Raw genomic sequence first — 18,106 nt, 5'->3', positions numbered from 1 at the left:
AACATATAACAGCCCTGATGAAGGGGGTGGCTATGTTATCCTTCTCAGACGGGTGAAATCTTGGGTTTGGGTTGCAGTTCCAAGGTGGACAAACGTTTTTCCCTGCACCAACATGTGGTGAAGAACGGAAGAAGCCGGTAGTGCAAGCCGAAAATTCAAGAATTCAATAAGCAGCGGTGTGAGAGAGCGCCGCATTACACGTAACTAGGAGCGTGGTTACACAATGCAGGAGGCATGGGAAGGCTTCAAGGAAGGCATCTGGACGGGAGAAGTTGACGTCCGAGACTTCATCCAGAAGAACTACACCCCCTACGAGGGCGACGAGTCGTTCCTCGCCGGTCCGACCGAGCGTACCAAGGAGCTGTGGGGCGAGGTTCTCGACTTGCTGCTCAAGGAGCGCGAGCAGGGCGGTGTCCTCGATATGGACACCAAGACTGTCACGGGTATCGTGAGCCACCCCGCTGGCTACATCGATAACGCCCACCGCGAGAAGGAGACCATCGTCGGCCTCCAGACCGACAAGCCGCTCAAGCGCGCGCTGCACGTCAACGGTGGTATCCGCATCGCTTGCCAGGCTGCCAGCCAGCACGGCTACAAGGTCGACGAGAACGTTGTCGAGCGCTACACCTTCGAGCGCAAGACCCACAACGCTGGCGTCTTCGATGTCTACACCCCCGAGATGCGTGCTTGCCGCTCGGCTCACATCATCACCGGTCTGCCCGATGGCTATGGCCGCGGCCGCATCATCGGCGACTACCGTCGTGTCGCCCTGTACGGCGTCGACTACCTGATCAAGGACAAGGAGGCCCAGAAGGCTTCCACCCCGACGGTCATGACCGCCGACAACATCCGCGATCGCGAGGAGCTGCAGGAGCAGATCCGCGCCCTCGGCGAGCTCAAGATGATGGCCGAGACCTATGGTTTCGATATTTCCAACCCTGCTACCAACACGCAGGAGGCCATCCAGTGGATGTACTTCGCCTACCTCGCTGCCGTTAAGGAGCAGAACGGCGCCGCTATGTCCATCGGCCGTACCTCTACGTTCATCGACATCTACGCCGAGCGCGACCTTGCCAACGGTACCTTTACCGAGGAGCAGATCCAGGAGTTCGTGGATCACTTCATCATGAAGCTCCGCATGGTCAAGTTTGCCCGTACCCCCGAGTACCAGGCCCTGTTTACCGGCGATCCGCAGTGGGTCACCGAGTCCATCGGCGGCATGGGCGTTGACGGCCGTACGCTCGTTACCAAGATGAGCTACCGCTACCTGCACACGCTCGAGAACATGGGCACCAGTCCCGAGCCCAACATGACCGTTCTGTGGTCGACCCGTCTGCCCGAGAACTTCAAGAAGTTCTGCGCCAAGACTTCTGTCGCCAGCTCCTCGATCCAGTACGAGAACGACGACCTCATGCGCGTTTACCACGGCGACGACTACGGCATCGCCTGCTGCGTGTCCTCCATGCGCATTGGCAAGGAGATGCAGTTCTTCGGCGCCCGTGCCAACCTGGCCAAGTGCCTGCTGTATGCACTCAACGGCGGTGTTGACGAGGTCTCCAAGAAGCAGGTCGGCCCCAAGTACCGCGCCGTCGAGGGCGACACGCTCGATTACGACGACGTTGTGGCCAAGTACAACGACATGATGAAGTGGCTCGCTGGCGTGTACGTCAACTCGCTGAACATCATTCACTACATGCACGACAAGTATTGCTACGAGCGCATCCAGATGGCTCTGCACGACAAGCACGTGCACCGCTGGTTCGCTACGGGCATCGCTGGCCTTTCCGTCGTGGCTGACTCCCTGTCCGCCATCAAGTACGCCAAGGTCCACCCCGTCCGTGACGAGAACGGCATCATCGTCGACTTCGAGACCGAGGGCGAGTTCCCCAAGTACGGCAACGACGACGACCGCGTCGACCAGATCGCTCACGACGTTGTGCACCAGTTCATGGAGTACATCCGCATGAACGACACCTACCGCAACTCCGTGCCCACGACCTCGGTTCTGACCATCACCTCCAACGTCGTGTACGGTAAGAAGACCGGCTCCACGCCCGATGGCCGCAAGGCTGGCCAGCCGTTCGCCCCGGGTGCTAATCCCATGCACAAGCGCGATAGCCACGGCGCCATCGCCTCGCTGTCTTCGGTTTCCAAGCTCCCGTTCCGCGATGCTCAGGACGGCATCTCCAACACCTTCTCCATCATCCCGAGTGCGCTCGGCAAGGAGGACCAGGTGTTCTTTGGCGATATCGACCTTGATCAGCTGGGCGAGTAACTATTGTTAGTGCTATACTAACAATAACGATTACTGATTGGCGCGCCGGTTTCGGCCGGCGCCTATCAATCGAAGGAGACACATTATGAAGGTTTCTGAAGTTTCCGAGACTCAGGCCGATAACCTGGTCCACATGCTCGACGCTTACGCCGAGAAGGGTGGCCACCACCTGAACATCAACGTCTTCAACCGTGAGACGCTGCTCGACGCTCAGGCTCACCCCGAGAAGTATCCGCAGCTGACCATCCGCGTTTCCGGCTATGCCGTGAACTTCCACACGCTCACCAAGGAGCAGCAGGACGAGGTCATTTCGCGTACCTTCCACGACAAGTTCTAAAAGGATTTAACTCCCGCAGGATCGCCGGGGCTGTTTGGGTTACCTCCCAAAACGTCCTCGGACATGCAAGAAGCCCTCGCTGCGCACTTCGTGCGGCGAGGGCTTCTTGCGTCCTGACGCTCCTATTTGGCAAGGTGTTTTTTAGAATCCTTTTTGCGCTCGGCCTCGAAGGCCTGCCTGTCCCAATCGAGCGGAAGTCCGGCCTCGACCCATGCCTCGTAGGCCCTCCTTATGGGCTTGAGCTCCCTTTGTCCCCTCTCCAGCATCGAGATGTACTTCTCGCTGGTTCCCAATATGGACGCCGCCCTCGCCTGGCTGACCTTCGCCGCGCGCCTGGCCGCCACGAGCTCCGAGGCGTCCTCGGGCCTCCTGATCTCGTGCGGGTGCATCAGCGCCCGGTACGCCTCCCTGGCCACGTAGCGCTTGAGGCACCTCATGACCTCCCTGTCGCTCTTTCCCCGCCCCCTGGCCCTCTCGGCGTACTCGGCGGTCTCGGGGTCGCGCATGACCCTCTGCCTCGCGATCTCGTGCAGCGCGCTGTTCGCCTGCCGGTCTGCGCGCTGTCCCCCTGCCGGTCGCCGCCCCTGTTGAGCCTGTGCCTCACGGTCTTGCCGCTCGAGGCGGGGATGGGGCAGGCCCCGCATATCGCCGCGAACGACGCCTCGGAGCGCAGCCTGCCCGGGTTGTCCCCGGCCGCGACCGCGAGCTTGGCCGCGCTCACGGGCCCGCACCCGTACATCGCCAGCAGCGCGGGGCAGTTCTCCTCCAGGGACGCCTCGATCGCGCGCTCCATGTCGAGCGCCGCGTCGCGCGCCGCCGCCCACAGGTCCGCCAGCGCGCCGAGCGCGGCGCCCAGCGCGCCCTCGGCGCGCACGGAGGGGAGCTCCTCCATCAGCCTCGGCCCTCCCATGCCGCGGAACCTCGACCTGAGCCCCTCCGGGGCGGTGGTGAGCAGCGACCTCGCGGTGTTGATCGCCGAGGTCCGCGCCTTCACCGCCCCGGGGGGGGCCGCTCCCGGGGTGCGCCGCGAGCATGCAGCGCACCCCGTCGACCCACCCGTCCTGGCTCTTGGGGGTCCCGAGCTTTGAGCCGGACATCGCCGCGCGGGCCGCCCTCTCCGCGTCCGACTCGTCGCACTTTCCCTGCCCCGGGCGCCTCCTCTGCATCCTCGCCGGGGAGAGCGCCTCGCGCACGGGCATCCCCAGCGACGCGAGGTGCCTGGTGAGGCCCGCCCCGTAGGACGACGTCCCCTCCATCGCGACGCAGGCCGGCTCCCCGGCCGCCGCGATCGCCCCGGCGAGCGCCTCGTATCCCGCCGCGTCGGCGGGGAACTGGCGGGACAGGACCTTGCGGCCCCTCCAGTCGAGGACGCACAGCCAGTGCGAGTCGGCGTGGGTGTCGACCCCGCAGAAGACCGGCCCGCGGGCGCCGGGTGTCGATTCGGTTCTCATGTCTCGCTCCGTTCTTTCCGTGCTCGCCTGGACCGGGCAGACGGCACACTGACGGGGCGCGATAGAATGCGGTTGTTCGGGTCCGCGGTATCGCTCCATGCTCCTATTAGGTCATGCGGCGGTCTCGGCTCGCCGCGGCCCGCGCGGGACATGTCAGGAAACGAGGGCAGCCCTGTGGGCGCCAGCGGAATGTGGGGTCACCGCGCGGACCGCGTCTGATGGTGTCGACGTCAATGGTATACGGGCGCATCATCGACGTCTTCAATACAGAAAATATCAGTGCGGAATGTTTTGGGAGGTAGCCCAAACAGCCCCGGCGGGGTCCTGTGTAGTCACCCTTTAGGCGAAACTCTCCTAATTATTTGGATGAGTCGTTTACTTACTTGTACTGTTACCGTCTTCCCGCTGTTGTTGGGGTATGCTTTGTTCGTATGTAAACGTATGACATGTTGATGGGGGAGGGTGCTATGGCTCGCGAGGGCGCTCGTTCTAAGGATTCTGCTAAGCCTGGCATCAAGGAAGTTGCAGCGGTGGCGGGGGTTTCGCCCACTACGGTATCTCGCGTGCTTAATAATCGCGGCTATATTAGCCAAGAAACCCGCGATAAGGTCCATGCCGCGATGGAGCGCATCAACTATACGCCCAACGATATCGCCCGTGCCATGCTCAACGGTCGCCTGAACCTTATCGGCATGATCGTTCCCTTTGTGAGCAGCCCGTTCCATGCTCAGGTTGTGCAGGCGGTCGAGCGCACGTTGGCGGAAAACGGCTTTAAGATGTTGCTGTGCAACAGCGCCAATCGACCCGATCTTGAGCGTTCCTATATTGACATGCTCCGCCGCAATATGGTCGACGGCGTCATCGTCAACTCCCTCAATATCGGTGCTGAGGCATATGCCGAGATGGGCTTGAGCCTGGTTGGTATCGACTGCGACCTTGGCGAGGCCTCTGTTCAGATTGCGAGCGACAGCTATAGCATCGGCGAACTTGCCACGCGTCGCTTGATCGATGACGGGTGTTCACGCATCCTGTGCCTGCGCAGCAATAGCCGCATGCGCATGCCTGCCAATAAGCGTACCGATGCCTACCTCGATGTTGTTGAGCAGGCCGGTTTGCCCGCGCTTGTCCGTGAGGTCGAGTTCGTTAAGCCCGATGACGAAAAGAGCGCGGTCGTTGCGAAGATCCTCGATGAGAACCCCGATATTGACGGCATCTTTGCGGGAGACGACACGATGGCGGCCATCTGTCTCAACATTATGAAGCAGCGCGGCTTGAGCGCTCCGGACGATATTAAGGTCGTGGGCGCGGATGGTGCCCGCCGCACTATGACGTTTATGCCTGACTTAACAACCGTACGCCAAGATATCGATCGCATCGGAGAGCTCGCGGCGCAATCCATCATCGCTCTTGTTAACGGCGATAATCCTGAATCGAATATCAAGCTCCCCGTTGAACTCATTGAGGGCAAAACCGCGTAGTTCATCCCGTGCCAAAAGAATTCCTCAAACGCCTCTGATGACCGTTCGCCGGCATATGTCAACCGTTTGCCGACGACTGGAACTGCGAAAAGACGTATTGATGTGAAAACGTTTGACATATGAAAACGATTGACATATCTTGCAGTTGTACCGAGTTAGTATCTTGTGGGAAAGGAAGTCTCGGATGCACAAGGTGTATTACCAGCCTGAGGGAATTTGGGTAGGCGACATCATGCCGTACGGCGAGGACGGCACGTTCTATCTCTATCATCAGCGTGACACGCGTAACCCCGGACCTTTCGGAGAGCCGTTTGGCTGGGCACTCGCGACGACCAAGGATTTCGTCAACTACAAGGACTTTGGCGAGAGCCTTGAGCGTGGCGGCGACGAGGAAGTCGACCAGTATGTTTATGCCGGCACAGTGTTTAAGGTGGGCGACAAGTACCATGCGCTCTACACTGGTTGCAATCGCGATAAGGTCCGCGCGCGCTTGATGAAGCAGGTTCTTCTTCACGCAACGAGTGACGACGCCGTCAAGTGGGAGAAGAACATCGCCGAGACGCTGCTTCCGCCCCAGGAGGGTTACGATGACCGCAACTGGCGCGATCCCTTTGTTCTTTGGGATGAGGAGAACGAAGAGTACATGCTCATCCTCGGCACGCGTGTGGGCGAGGACAAGCGTCTGATGACCGGTCGTCTGGTCAAGTTCACCTCCAAGGACCTGGATACCTGGGAGTTCCAGGGCGACTGGTGGAATCCGGGCCTGTACACCATGTTCGAGATGCCTGATCTCTTTAAGATGGGCGACTGGTGGTATCTGGTGTTCTCTGAGTACAGTGATGGCAACAAGACCCGTTACCGCATGTCTCGCTCTATCAACGGTCCTTGGATCACTCCTGCGGACGATTCCTTCGATGGCCGCGCGTACTATGCTGCACGTACCGCATTTGACGGCGAGCGCCGCGTTCTCTTTGGTTGGGTTCCTACGCGCGACGAGGGCGGCGACCCCAGCTCTTACCTGTGGGGTGGCACTTTTATGCCTCTCGAGATCGTTCAGCGTGCCGACGGAACGCTCGGCACCAAGCTTCCCGACAGCATGCTTGGCGCCTTTGGCGAGGCTAAGGCAGTCGAGGCCTTTGAGCTTTCGTGCGAGTCGGGCAAGGTCGAGCAGGTGCTCGCCGCGGATGCCGGTTCTACCTATATGCTCGACGCCGACATCGAGCTCGCCGGTGACGCTGCCGGCTTCTCGGTGAAGCTTGCCGAGGACGCCGAGTCCGGTCTTGCCTATGAGTTCCGCGCCAACCTGCGTGAGGGCAAACTCGAGTTTACGGCGGCCCCCCAGTATCCGTGGTTCCAGGTCAACAACATGGGCCTCGAGCGTCCGTTGTTCTTTAAGGGCGAGGGCACTCACCATGTGCGTCTGGTCGTCGACGACGACATCGCGACCATCTTTGTCGATGATGTTGCGCTCAACGCTCGCTTCTGCAACAAGCAGGGCCAGGGTGTGGCGCTTACCGTCACCGACGGTGCGCTCAAGTGCGCAAACGCAACGATCGCGTCTCTGTAGCGGCAACGAACCGTTTTATGATTTAGAAAAGGAATGGAGAGGAACATGGACTACAAGGCAGTGTCCCAGCAAGTCGTCGACAACGTCGGCGGACTGGAGAACATCGAGGGCGCCACGCATTGCGTGACCCGTCTGCGTCTGGTGCTCAAGGATACGAGCAAATACAACAAGGCCGAGCTCGAGAACATCGATGGCGTCAAGGGCGTGCTGTACAACAGCGGCCAGCTCATGATCATCTTCGGTACCGGTACCGTCAACAAGGTTTACGATGAGTTTATGGCTCTGACGGGCGTTAAGGAGATCAGTGCTTCCGAGGTCAAGGGCGCCGAGGCGGACAAGAAGGGCAAGTTCTTCTCGGTCCTCAAGGTATTCTCGGATATCTTTATCCCCATCATTCCTGCCTTCGTCGGCGCTGCAATCATCATCGGCCTTAAGTCGCTGATCGTTGCCAACGGCCTCTTTGGCATGGAAGGCAGCCTCGCCGATCACAGCGAGTTCCTCAAGAACCTCGCAAGCTTCTTTGCCATTATCGCCACCACGTTCGACTACCTGCCTGTCCTGGTTATGTACAGCGCGGTCAAGCGTTTTGGCGGTAACCCGATCCTGGGCATCCTCGTCGGTATCGTCATGGTTCACCCGAGCCTTATGAACCGCAACACGTTCGTTATGGACCCGACGGGTGCTGAGTACTGGAACTTTGGTCCGCTATCCATTCCCATGGTTGCTTTCCAGGGCGGCGTGTTCCCTGCAATCCTGACTGCCTGGTTTATGGCCAAGGTCGAAAAGATTGCCCAGAAGTACATCCCCGAGGTCGTTTCGTTCGTCTTTGTCCCGACCGTTACCCTGATTCTTGCTAACGTCGCCCTGTTCACCGTGTTCGGCCCGCTCGGCAACCTGATCGGCGACGTCCTCGGCGGCGTAATCGATATCCTGTACAACAGGATGGGCGTCTTTGGTGCCTTTGTCTTCGCCGCGTTCCTGCAGCCGCTTGTCGTTACCGGTACGCATCAGTTCATCCAGGGTATCGAGGCAAACCTCGTCGCCACGACTGGCTTCAACTACATCCAGGCCATCTGGTCGGTTTCCATTATCGCCCAGGGCGGCGGCGCCATCGGCATGTACCTCATTCATAAGAAGCATTCCAAAGAGCGCAACATCTGCATGTCGTCCTTTATCCCGACGCTGGTCGGAATCTCCGAGCCCGCTATCTTCGCTGCAAACATGCGCTACTCGATCATCCCGTTCATCTGCGCTTGCATCGGTGCAGGCTGCGGCGGTGCCTTCGTGAAGCTCTTTGAGGTGCGCGCCATCGGTCAGGGTCTGACCGGCGTGCTTGGCCTGCTCATCGTCACGCCCGAGACGCTCATGTGGTATGTGGCTGGCAATCTCATCGCCTTTATCGTGCCGATCGTCTTGATCTTTGCCTACAACAAGGCAAAGGGCGTGCCGACCACTGATGAAGAGGGCGCTGGCGCTGGCTTCGATGTCAGCTTCTAGTTGAGCCGTTCAGCGTAATCTGAGGATAAGTCCATTTGAGGAAGGGCGTTCGGCTCGTGTGAGTCGAGCGTCCTTTCCCATAGACGAGAAGGTCAATGGCGATGTTTAATCAAAAAAACAAGGTGATGCGTGCGGACTATGAGCAGTGGCGAGCTGGACAGGATGAGACGGCGGCTCGCATCGCGTCCGACCCCGATAGGCTTTTGTTCCATGTGGAGCCTGAGCTTGGCTGGCTCAACGACCCCAACGGTTTGGTTCAGATTGGTGATACGTATCACATCTATCATCAATACGATCCGTTCGATGCTGCGCATGGCGGTCCAGTGCTTTGGAACCATCTGACGACAAAGGATTTTGTGACGTACGAGAATCGCGGCCCCGTGTTGTTCCCCGATTCCGATTTGGATTCGAGTGGAGCGTATTCTGGTTCTGCCTTTGTACGTGATGGCAAGATTCACTACTTCTATACCGGCAACGTTAAGCATTTTGACCGCGATGATTACGACTACGTGTTGACGGGCCGTGAGCAAAACCAGATTCATATGGTTGCCGAGAATCCCGACGAATTGGGCGAGAAGCGCATAGCTGTTGGGCCGGTCGATTACCCCGACGATATCGGTACGCACGTGCGCGACCCCAAGATCCTTGAACACGACGGTATCTACTACATGGTTCTCGGCGCTCGTACGAAAGACGATCGCGGGTGCGTGCTTGTCTATACCTCGCGCAATCTTGAGGACTGGAGCTATGCGACGCGCATTGAGTTGGACGAGAAGTTTGGCTTTATGTGGGAGTGCCCCGATCTGTTTGAGCTCGATGGCGAGCTTATTCTCGTTTGCTGTCCGCAGGGTGTGCCTGCCGATGGTTGGCATTACCGCAATCCGCATCAGTGCGTGTGGTTCTCCATCGAGGCCGATTGGGAGGCGCCGAGCTTTAAAATCGTCGGGCAGGGCATGCCCCCGATGGTCGATGCCGGTTTTGATTTCTATGCTCCGCAGTCCTTTGAGGATACTGCAGGCCGGCGTTTGATGATCGGATGGTCGGGTTGCCCCGACGCGACGGCAGAAAACCCGACGGTGGCGCGCGGGTGGCAGTGCGCGTTGACGGTGCCGCGAGAGCTGAGCATACGCGATGGTAAGCTCTGCCAGCGGCCGGCGCACGAGATTGAGAGGATGCGCGGTGACTGCGTTCGCGCGATAGGCGGTGAAACCGTTGAGGAGCCGGGCCGCCTGTTTGATCTTGTGGTTTCCTGCGAGGGCGCCAAGATGGTCGAGCTCGAAATCCGCAAGGGTGTCTTTGTGCGCTATGCAGACGGGATGCTTACCCTCGACATGGGTGACGAAGGCTATGGGCGCGACCAGAGGTCGATTGAGCTCAGCGAGCTTCGCGACCTGCGCGTGCTTTCGGACACTACGATGGTCGAGATTTTTGCAAATGGCGGCGAGGCGGCACTTACGAGCCGTACCTATTCGCCGGCGGTTCCGGCGATGGAGCTGCACGCCGAGGGCGCGGCATCGATGAATTTCTACCGCCTCGCGCATTAACCGTGTGTGGAGCACGATTGGACTTGCTGGGCGGAATGTGTCGCAGTTGCCGCAGCGAACTACCGTTTATCGCGTATAGCGACCGTTTGCGGAGTAAGTAACACTTAGTAATAAACCGTGTAGAATCTCAGATTAGCACGGAGTTTTTCCAGGGAGACGCTGTCCTTTGTTGTGTGCAAGGGGCGGCGTCTCTTTGGCGCTCTGCCGCCGTTGTGCAACAGTGCGGCGGCGCGTGCCATGTGTTGAAAAGCCAATGTTGAGATGGGTCGTGATGATAATGGGCAAGTACGTAATCGTGGTTGAGTCTGGTTCGGATGTGACGCCGGAGCTCTGCGAACGCTACGGTATCGTGCGCGTACCTATGCATGTCACGATTGGTGACGAGACCGTCGAGGACGGCTCGATCGATCCGCTCGAGATTTATTCGCGCTGCAACGAGTTTGGCGTGATGCCCAAGACCAGCGGCTGCGCGCCGGCAGATTTTGCGCACGTGTACGATCGCATCCATGCCGAGCAGCCCGATGCGACTATTCTGCACCTTGCGTATTCCGAGGCCACGACCTGCTCACACCAGTCTTCTAAGATTGCCGCCAAGGGTCGCGACTACGTCTACTCCATGGACACGCGTTTTGTCTCGGTGGGCCAGTCGCTTGTTGCCGTCGAGACCGCCAAATACATCGAGGCTCACCCCGATGCCACCGTCGACGAAATCTTTGCATTTACGAATTCCGTCATGGACCGTGTGCTGCTGGGCTTTGTTCCTACCGACCTAGCCTTCCTTAAGGCGGGCGGTCGTCTATCCAACGTGGCATTCCTCGGTGCCCATCTGCTCAAGATTAAGCCCTGCATTGAGGTAACGGGCGGCAAGTTCGTGGCAACCAAGAAGTTCCGCGGCTCTATGCTCAAGTGCGCCCGCGCCTTTATTGACCACATGGTTGCGAAGGGCGAGATTGACTACTCGCATATTGGCCTGGCGTATTCGGTAGGCCTTTCCCAGGAGCTGCGCGACGACATGGAAGTCTATGCGCACGACCTGGGCTTTAAGGACGTTACCTGGACTCAGGTCGGCGGTGTCATCTCGAGCCATTGCGGCCCGACCGCCTTCGGTGCGGTGCTCACGCTTAAGGCGTAAGGTCTGGCGTCTATCGATTTCTATTGCCTCAGCGGCGGGCGGGTTGCGATAACCTTCCCGCCGCTCTTGCGTAGGGCCAAATAGGACAACCCAATTGACCGCTAAACCGTTTCGCCATCATGCGTATGGGCTAGAATGATTCTGGCATTTATGTAGCTAAAACCAATGAGAGGCAAGGTAGCGGGAATGGCTGAGATGACGCTCGAGGGTGTGGACGCTCGTCCCGAGGACTCTGCGTTTGCCCTGGGCCGCGTACATTCGATTGAGACGATGGGAACGGTCGATGGACCCGGCATCCGCTTTGTGGTGTTTGTTCAGGGCTGCCCCATGCGCTGTGCGTATTGCCACAACCCCGATACCTGGTCGGTTAGCGGCGGCACCATGGTGACCGTCGAGCACCTGATGGACGAGTTCCAGAGCAACCATGAGTTTTACCGCAGCGGCGGTATTACGGTGTCCGGCGGCGAGCCGCTCTTGCAGCCCGCGTTTTTAGCCGACCTGTTCCGTGCAATGCACAACAACCCCGATGGCCGCGTGCATACCTGCCTCGACAGCTGCGGCTATGCGTTTGACCCCAACCATCCCGAGAAGTTCGATACTGTTCTCAACGAGACCGACATGGTGCTGCTCGACATCAAGCATGCCGATCCCGTTGAGCATAAAAAGCTGACCGGTTGCGATCCCGCACGCATTCTGGCGTTTGGTGATGAGCTTGCCCGTCGCAAGATTAAGGTCGTTATCCGCCACGTGGTGGTGCCCGGCATTACCGATACGGTTGAGGAGTGCGAGGCGCTCGGCCGCCTCATCGCTCCATGGCACAACGTGGTGGGCCTGGAAATGCTGCCGTATCACACGATGGGTGTCGTCAAGTACGAGCAATTGGGCATTCCCTATAAGCTCGAGGGCGTTCCACAGATGGATACCGCGCGCATGCCCGAGCTGCGCAACGCCGTCATGACGGGCATGAAAAAGCGTCGCGCGGAACTCAAAAACGCTATCGGCTAGCGAGCCATTTTCGCTCCCCAAAGGCACTCATTGGGGACAGACTTAAATGAGTGCCCCTGGGCACCAAGTTGATTGCCAAAGAGCTCCGTCAAGTTGCGGTGGAATAGTTCTTGTTTTTCGGCTTATGCCGCCCAAATAGGAACTATTCCACCGCAACTGCGTTTTGGGCGGAGATGCGCAACAGAATCGCGCCATTTGGATAAATACGCTTGTGGTTTCTTTAAAGACGCCTTAAACGCCGCTGAATATCTTTGGAAAGAAATGCCTGCTCGGTATTATGCTGCTCGTATATGAACGGTAGCAGTCAGGAGACCACGTGCGAAATAACGCATCGCGGGACGAGTATATGCCGCAGCATAGCAGCAGATATGAGACGAAGGGCACATCTTCGCGTGGCCTTGCCGACGCTCGCGTCCGCGTGACGAAGATTGCCGCCATTGGGATGCTAACGTTGGCGATTATTATCCTCGGAATTACCGCCAAAACCTACGCGTCGGAGCGAATGGCACACTCAGATGCGTCAACGGTACAGACGCAAAACGAGAAGGTTTCAAAGTCCAAAGCGTCGGCAGATCTCAAGACGAGACTTTCGAAGGCGGACTTCAACGATATCCCTTCGGGTGATACCGTTCAGGCCTTCTCGTTGGTGGATAACAAGACTCCTACCTTGGAGGATGAGAGCCTTGCCTTGCTCCAGGATGCCCTGAGTCGGGCGCAGGAGCTAGGCGATGTGGGCGTGGTGTTCTACGACCTGTCAAGCGGCAAGGGCGTGACGTATAACCCCGATGTCGAGGTTTACGGCGCGAGTAGCTACAAGGCGCTCTATGCGTTGTACATCTGCGAATTTCTGGTCGAGACGGGTCAGGTTTCACTCGATGATTCCCTTGGCACCTATGGTGGCTACAACATGGGTTGGCAGACGGTGCGCGACCTGATCGAGGCCGCGATCGTTAATTCGGACAACGATTCGTTTATTGCGTTACGCGCGACGTTTGACCGTGTCGGTTACGAGGATTGGATTGCCAGTCTTGGCATCGATTACGATACCGCACTCGATCCGATGAGTGATTTTCCCACCTATTGCCCGCGCACCTCGGCCAAGTTGTGGCGCGAGATGAGCGAGTATTTGAGCCGTGATACCGAGACGTCGCAATGGCTATCGGATCTTCTGGCCTCTACGACCCGGTCCTTTATCCGCGACGGCATTGCGGACGACCAAGCCCTGGTGCGCAACAAGGCCGGCTGGATTAGCGAGGATGGTTGCTATTCGACATGCGATGCGGGCCTCATCGATGTCGATGGCGACACCTACATTATGAGTATCATGACATCGATGCCATGGAGCGATCGCTCGAGCGAGCTGGTGGCTGCGATTGCTAAGACATTCTTTGATACCCGAGCTGCGCTGGCCTAACGTGTTCGTTTGACGAGGTCAAACAAAATGCTGGTACCATACCGTGGTTGAGAATTTCGTATAGGTTTGGGGAATGGCATGGCTACCATCGCGATTATCGGTGCGCTCGAAAAAGAGATCATGCAGATTAAGGAAGAGTTGAGCAACGTTTGCATGGTACAGGAGGCGGGCTTGAACGTTGTGACCGGCGGGCTCGACGGCCTGTCGATTGTCGCCACGACGGCGGGTATGGGCACGGTAAACGCTTCCGCCGCAACACAGCACCTCATTAGCAAGTATGCTCCACAGGCAGTTGTGTTTTCTGGTATCGCAGGTGGCCTGAATCCCAAGCTCCATATCGACGATGTCGTCATTGGCAAATGCCTGCGCTATCTAGATACCGATACCGCGCTTATCGCCGAGTCTGCACCGGGGCTCGAGGAGTTTGTCTCGACGCCCGCGCTGGTCGATATTGCCGCCGATGTGCTTGCTGAGCGTGGGTTTGTTGATGCTTCGACAAATGAGACCGCTTCGAACGAGGGTGCAAAGCAGTTCCTGGTCGGCACGATTGCCACGGGTAACCGCTTTGTGACGGGCGCCGCTATGCGCAATGATGCCATCGAGGCGACGCATGCCGATTGTGTCGGCATGGAGGGCGCGGCAATTGCCCATGTCGCAACCAAAAATGGTGTCGATTGCCTGGTGCTGCGTGCTATCAGCGATAATTGTGACGAGGCGTATGATGCGATTTGCGACCGCGAGTTCGATTTGTTCGAGTATGCGCGTGCCGCAAGCGATATCACGCTCGATATCGTTCGACGCATTGCCGCTGCGCAATAGCGCGTTTTTTGCAAGATCCTACGACCAAGGAGTGTCCATGGCCGATTCCATTAACTACCAGCTTGCCAAGTTCGTCGCCAGCTACGGCAAGGTTTCGCAGATCCCCGAGTCCACCTGTCCCGAGGTGAGCTTTGTTGGCCGCTCCAACGTGGGCAAGTCGTCCATTATGAACAAGCTCTTTGGCCGCAAGAACCTGGTGAAGGTTTCGAGCACGCCGGGCAAGACGAGCAACATCAATTTCTTCGAGGCCGACGACGTGCACTTTGTGGACCTGCCGGGCTATGGTTTCGCCCGTCGTTCCAAGGCCGAGCGTGACCGCTGGGCAGAACTTATCGGCGACTTCTTTGACTCGGAGCGCAGCTTTAACCTGGTCGTGTCGCTGGTGGATATTCGTCACGACCCGAGCAAGCTCGACCATGACATGATCGACTATCTGCAGGGCAACGAGTTCAACTTTATCGTCTGCCTCACCAAGGCCGACAAGCTCAGCCGCACCCAGCAGGCCCGCCAGGCAGCTGCCATCAAAAAGCAACTCAACGTCCCGGCCGAAAACGTAATCATCACAAGCTCCCAAACCGGCACCGGCATCGACGAACTCAAGCGCCGCATCGCCGAAGCCTGCCTCTAATAAGTGCCCCAGCCTAGCAAGAGCCCTCCCCAATAAAGAGCCAAATTATCAGCCCGGCGCCCCTTCAAAGCGTGGGTCCCTGTAGACATCGCTCGCCACGTTGCCATAGGGCCACCCAGGGGCATCCCCTTAAAAATATTCCGCAGCACGAGGCCCGCTTATCCGCAGCTCCGAAGGAGCAGGATAAGCGGGCCTCAAGTGCGAGGACGTTTTTAAGGGGATGCCCCTGGGTGGCCCGGACAGACCGATCGGCGATGTCTACAGGTACTCGATTTGAGCGCCTTCCGTGTCGCACGTCAGAATATGCGTATCACACTTAGGGAACTGCTCGCGCAGCTTGACCTGCAGGAACTTTGCCACGATGGTGTCGTCGGTCACAGCCATAAGGGTCGAGCCCGATCCGCTGATCCAGATGGTCTTGGCGCCGCCGTTAAGGCAGGTGTCGCGCACGGCGTTGTAGTCGGGAATCAGACGGCGACGATAGGGTTCCTGGATGCGGTCGTCATTGGCGGCGGCAATCAGGTCGAGGTTGCCGGACTCAAGACCGCGCGTCATGCCGGCGATGCGGCCCATCTGCCATACGGCGGTGGAGAGCGGAACCTCCTGCGGCACGACCTTGCGCGCCTCGCTCGTATGCACCTCGTAGGGAGGAATCACGGTAATAAAACGCAGGCGATCGCTCACCTCGTAGCGCAGGCACTGGGGGAGCGAATCGGTCGGCGTAAAGGAGCAGACGGCGCCGCCCAGGATAGCGGGGGCGACGTTATCGGGATGGCCCTCGACCTCGGTGGCAATGCGGACGAGCTCGGCACGGTCGACGGTGTGGCCTGTCAGCGCGGCGGCGGCCATAATGCCGGCGACGACACAGGTGGAGCTGGAGCCCAGGCCGCGGGCGACGGGAACGTCAGTCTGAATGTCGATGGCGACGGGGAAGGCCGGCTCGCCCCATGCGGCCAGTGCATCGACAAAGCTAACGTAGACCAGGTTGTTCTCGTTTTGGAATTCCTCGGGGCAGCCCGTGATGGTGAGCTTGTCGGCGCGCTCGAAGGTGAAGTGCGAGTAGAGGCTGACGGCCATGCCGAGGGTGTCGTAGCCAATGCCTAGGTTCGCGCTGGTGGCGGGGACGGTGATTTTGATCATGGGAATCTCCTGGGCGGTCTGCCTGTTTAGTTCGCTGCTCGGGCAGTCCTGGCTCGCTCGGAAAGCACATTAAGTGCTTTCCGGCTCGTGCGGAACTCGCGACGAACTAAACAGGCAGACCCGCATGTCAGCTCGTCATTATCCCGGTGAGTATCTGATAAAAGAAGGTGCGCCGGCTTTCGCCGGCGCCTAGTAAGGGTTTAGTTGGTAGCCATCTTTTTTGCAGCCTGCTCTACGTAGTTGGCCATGTCGGCTACGTCGCAGACGTCTTCGAAGCGGACGGGCTTGGACTCGAGCTCGGCGAGCTGGACCGGGGCAACCGTGTTGGTTGCCTGCTCGAGCACGCGCATGGCCTCAAAGTCGTCCTCGGGAACGTCGAGGCCCAGGGCGTCGCAGCAGGCGCGCGGGAACTTGTAGGGGCTGGCGGTCGAAAGCAGCACGCGGGCCTTGGCGCCCTCGGCGGGAGCGACCTGCTCAAAGACGTGATAGCCGCAGGCGGTGTGCGGGTCGATCACGTAGCCGTTCGCGTCCCAGCAGCTCTTGATGGCAGTGCGTACCTCGTCCTCGCTGGCCCAACCGCAGCCAAAGACGCTCTGAATCTTTGCCAGCAGGTCGGCGGGAACTTCGTAGCGACCAGTCCGCGCCAGCTGCTCCATAAGGCCGGCAACGAGCTCACAGTCGCCATCGGACAGGAAGTAGAGCATGCGCTCCAGGTTAGAGCTGATGAGGATGTCCATCGAAGGCGAGATGGTCGTGAAGAACGGGCGGTTGCGGTCGTAGACGCCGGTGCTCAGGAAGTCAGCCAGCACGTTGTTCTTGTCGCTCGCGACGATGAGCTTGGCGACGGGCAGACCCATGCGCTTGGCATAGTAACCGGCCAGGATATCGCCAAAGTTGCCGGTCGGTACGCAGAACTCCACGGCGTCGCCGGCCTCGATGGCGCCGGCGCGCAACAGCTGCGCATAGGCGGCAAAGTAGTAGACGACCTGCGGTACCAGACGGCCGACGTTGATGGAGTTGGCGCTCGAAAGCACCGTGCCTGCGGCCTCCAGACGCTCGGCAAGCTCCTTATCGGCAAAGATGCGCTTGACGGCGCTCTGGGCGTCGTCAAAGTTGCCGCGGATGCCGCAGACGGCGACGTTATCGCCCTCCTGAGTGGACATCTGCAGATTCTGTACGCGGCTGACTTTGCCCTCGGGATAAAAGACGGTGATGCCCGTGCCCGGGGCGTCGGCAAAGCCGGCGAGTGCTGCCTTGCCCGTGTCGCCCGACGTGGCGGTGACGATCATGATGCGCTCGGCGCCGCCGTCCTTGGCAGAGGTGCGGGCCATGAGGCGGGGGAGCATCTGCAGGGCGACGTCCTTGAAGGCGCTCGTGGGGCCGCCAAAGAGCTCCATCACATAGGTCTGAGGGGCGTCGGTGCCCGGTGCTGCGTCGAGCTTGACGAGAGGCGTGACCTCTTCACTCGCGAACGTGCCGCGGTATGCCTCGTCGACACACGCCGAAATTTCTTCGTCCGTGTAATCGTTCAGTAACATTCCCAACACATTTTGAGCGATTTCAAAGTACGATTTATCAGCAAGCGAGCTGATATCGACCTGCTGGGTGCCAAGCTCGTCCGAGACAAACAAACCCCCGTCGGGAGCGATGCCGGTACGGATTGCCACCTTACTTGAGCATGATAAAGTGCGTCCTCGTGTACTATGATAAGTTCCCATATAACAGTGCTCCTCGGATACCTTGGTCCCAATCGGTGAAACCATGGTATCAGAGCGCGCAAAACAGGTTTGCAGAGGCTTTTAGAAAGGTAACCTCCACG

15 protein-coding genes and 1 pseudogene are annotated in these 18,106 nt (G+C 58.9%); 11 read left to right on the top strand and 5 right to left on the bottom strand.

Annotated features, from left to right (window positions below; genetic code table 11):
* Nucleotides 1-223: 223 nt before the first annotated feature.
* On the top strand, nucleotides 224-2,275 hold the full coding sequence (pflB, locus tag DW823_RS06365; protein ID WP_055310750.1) for a formate C-acetyltransferase: 2,052 nt from the start codon (nucleotides 224-226) through the stop codon (nucleotides 2,273-2,275).
* An 85-nt stretch (nucleotides 2,276-2,360) separates the two neighbouring features.
* Nucleotides 2,361-2,612 carry an autonomous glycyl radical cofactor GrcA3 gene (grcA3, locus tag DW823_RS06360; RefSeq protein WP_117583521.1) on the top strand — a complete coding sequence of 84 codons (252 nt, stop codon included), beginning with the start codon at nucleotides 2,361-2,363 and terminating at the stop codon, nucleotides 2,610-2,612.
* Between the two features lie 122 nt (nucleotides 2,613-2,734).
* On the opposite strand, the gene DW823_RS09855 is transcribed toward grcA3, so the two are convergent.
* The 3 genes and pseudogenes from DW823_RS09855 to DW823_RS10050 all read right to left on the bottom strand — a co-directional run.
* Nucleotides 2,735-3,118 (bottom strand): helix-turn-helix transcriptional regulator, encoded by a 384-nt coding sequence (locus DW823_RS09855; RefSeq protein ID WP_199574384.1) that lies wholly within the window; start codon nucleotides 3,116-3,118, stop codon nucleotides 2,735-2,737.
* On the bottom strand, nucleotides 3,046-3,351 hold the full coding sequence (locus DW823_RS10055) for a transposase (RefSeq protein ID WP_369831714.1): 306 nt from the start codon (nucleotides 3,349-3,351) through the stop codon (nucleotides 3,046-3,048). The genes DW823_RS09855 and DW823_RS10055 overlap by 73 nt, the downstream gene beginning before the upstream one ends.
* Nucleotides 3,352-3,691: 340 nt before the next feature.
* Nucleotides 3,692-4,063, bottom strand: a pseudogene (locus DW823_RS10050) (transposase); the annotation flags it as partial.
* Between the two features lie 467 nt (nucleotides 4,064-4,530).
* On the opposite strand from DW823_RS10050, the gene DW823_RS06350 reads away from it, so the two are divergent.
* The 9 genes from DW823_RS06350 (at nucleotide 4,531) to yihA (ending at nucleotide 15,147) form a co-directional block, all read left to right on the top strand.
* On the top strand, nucleotides 4,531-5,541 hold the full coding sequence (locus tag DW823_RS06350) for a LacI family DNA-binding transcriptional regulator (protein ID WP_233543024.1): 1,011 nt from the start codon (nucleotides 4,531-4,533) through the stop codon (nucleotides 5,539-5,541).
* A gap of 184 nt (nucleotides 5,542-5,725) precedes the next feature.
* Nucleotides 5,726-7,108 (top strand): family 43 glycosylhydrolase, encoded by a 1,383-nt coding sequence (locus DW823_RS06345; protein WP_055310708.1) that lies wholly within the window; start codon nucleotides 5,726-5,728, stop codon nucleotides 7,106-7,108.
* Between the two features lie 45 nt (nucleotides 7,109-7,153).
* Nucleotides 7,154-8,605 carry a PTS transporter subunit EIIC gene (locus DW823_RS06340; protein ID WP_118081156.1) on the top strand — a complete coding sequence of 484 codons (1,452 nt, stop codon included), beginning with the start codon at nucleotides 7,154-7,156 and terminating at the stop codon, nucleotides 8,603-8,605.
* Nucleotides 8,606-8,706: 101 nt separating this feature from the next.
* Nucleotides 8,707-10,149 carry a glycoside hydrolase family 32 protein gene (locus tag DW823_RS06335; RefSeq protein ID WP_158567281.1) on the top strand — a complete coding sequence of 481 codons (1,443 nt, stop codon included), beginning with the start codon at nucleotides 8,707-8,709 and terminating at the stop codon, nucleotides 10,147-10,149.
* A 277-nt stretch (nucleotides 10,150-10,426) separates the two neighbouring features.
* Nucleotides 10,427-11,281, top strand: a complete 855-nt coding sequence (locus tag DW823_RS06330) for a DegV family protein (RefSeq protein ID WP_117821044.1) — start codon at nucleotides 10,427-10,429, stop codon at nucleotides 11,279-11,281.
* A gap of 186 nt (nucleotides 11,282-11,467) precedes the next feature.
* The gene (gene pflA / locus DW823_RS06325; RefSeq protein WP_117821045.1) at nucleotides 11,468-12,286 is read left to right on the top strand and encodes a pyruvate formate-lyase-activating protein; all 819 of its coding nucleotides are present in this window, start codon (nucleotides 11,468-11,470) and stop codon (nucleotides 12,284-12,286) included.
* A 346-nt stretch (nucleotides 12,287-12,632) separates the two neighbouring features.
* Nucleotides 12,633-13,700: a serine hydrolase gene (locus DW823_RS06320; protein ID WP_118081150.1), complete on the top strand. Its 1,068-nt coding sequence runs from the start codon at nucleotides 12,633-12,635 to the stop codon at nucleotides 13,698-13,700.
* A gap of 78 nt (nucleotides 13,701-13,778) precedes the next feature.
* A complete protein-coding gene (gene mtnN / locus DW823_RS06315) occupies nucleotides 13,779-14,519 on the top strand; it encodes a 5'-methylthioadenosine/S-adenosylhomocysteine nucleosidase (RefSeq protein ID WP_117821047.1) in 741 nt (246 codons plus the stop codon).
* A 37-nt stretch (nucleotides 14,520-14,556) separates the two neighbouring features.
* Nucleotides 14,557-15,147 (top strand): ribosome biogenesis GTP-binding protein YihA/YsxC, encoded by a 591-nt coding sequence (gene yihA, locus DW823_RS06310; protein ID WP_055252447.1) that lies wholly within the window; start codon nucleotides 14,557-14,559, stop codon nucleotides 15,145-15,147.
* A gap of 258 nt (nucleotides 15,148-15,405) precedes the next feature.
* Here yihA and thrB read toward each other — a convergent pair whose 3' ends face one another.
* Both thrB and thrC read right to left on the bottom strand, forming a co-directional pair.
* The gene (gene thrB, locus DW823_RS06305; RefSeq protein ID WP_118081148.1) at nucleotides 15,406-16,287 is read right to left on the bottom strand and encodes a homoserine kinase; all 882 of its coding nucleotides are present in this window, start codon (nucleotides 16,285-16,287) and stop codon (nucleotides 15,406-15,408) included.
* A 200-nt stretch (nucleotides 16,288-16,487) separates the two neighbouring features.
* Nucleotides 16,488-18,005, bottom strand: a complete 1,518-nt coding sequence (gene thrC, locus DW823_RS06300; RefSeq protein WP_118081146.1) for a threonine synthase — start codon at nucleotides 18,003-18,005, stop codon at nucleotides 16,488-16,490.
* Between the last annotated feature and the right edge of the window lie 101 nt (nucleotides 18,006-18,106).

The organism is Collinsella sp. AM34-10 (assembly GCF_003469185.1).
GTDB lineage: Bacteria > Actinomycetota > Coriobacteriia > Coriobacteriales > Coriobacteriaceae > Collinsella.
This window is presented reverse-complemented; position numbering and strand designations above follow the sequence as displayed.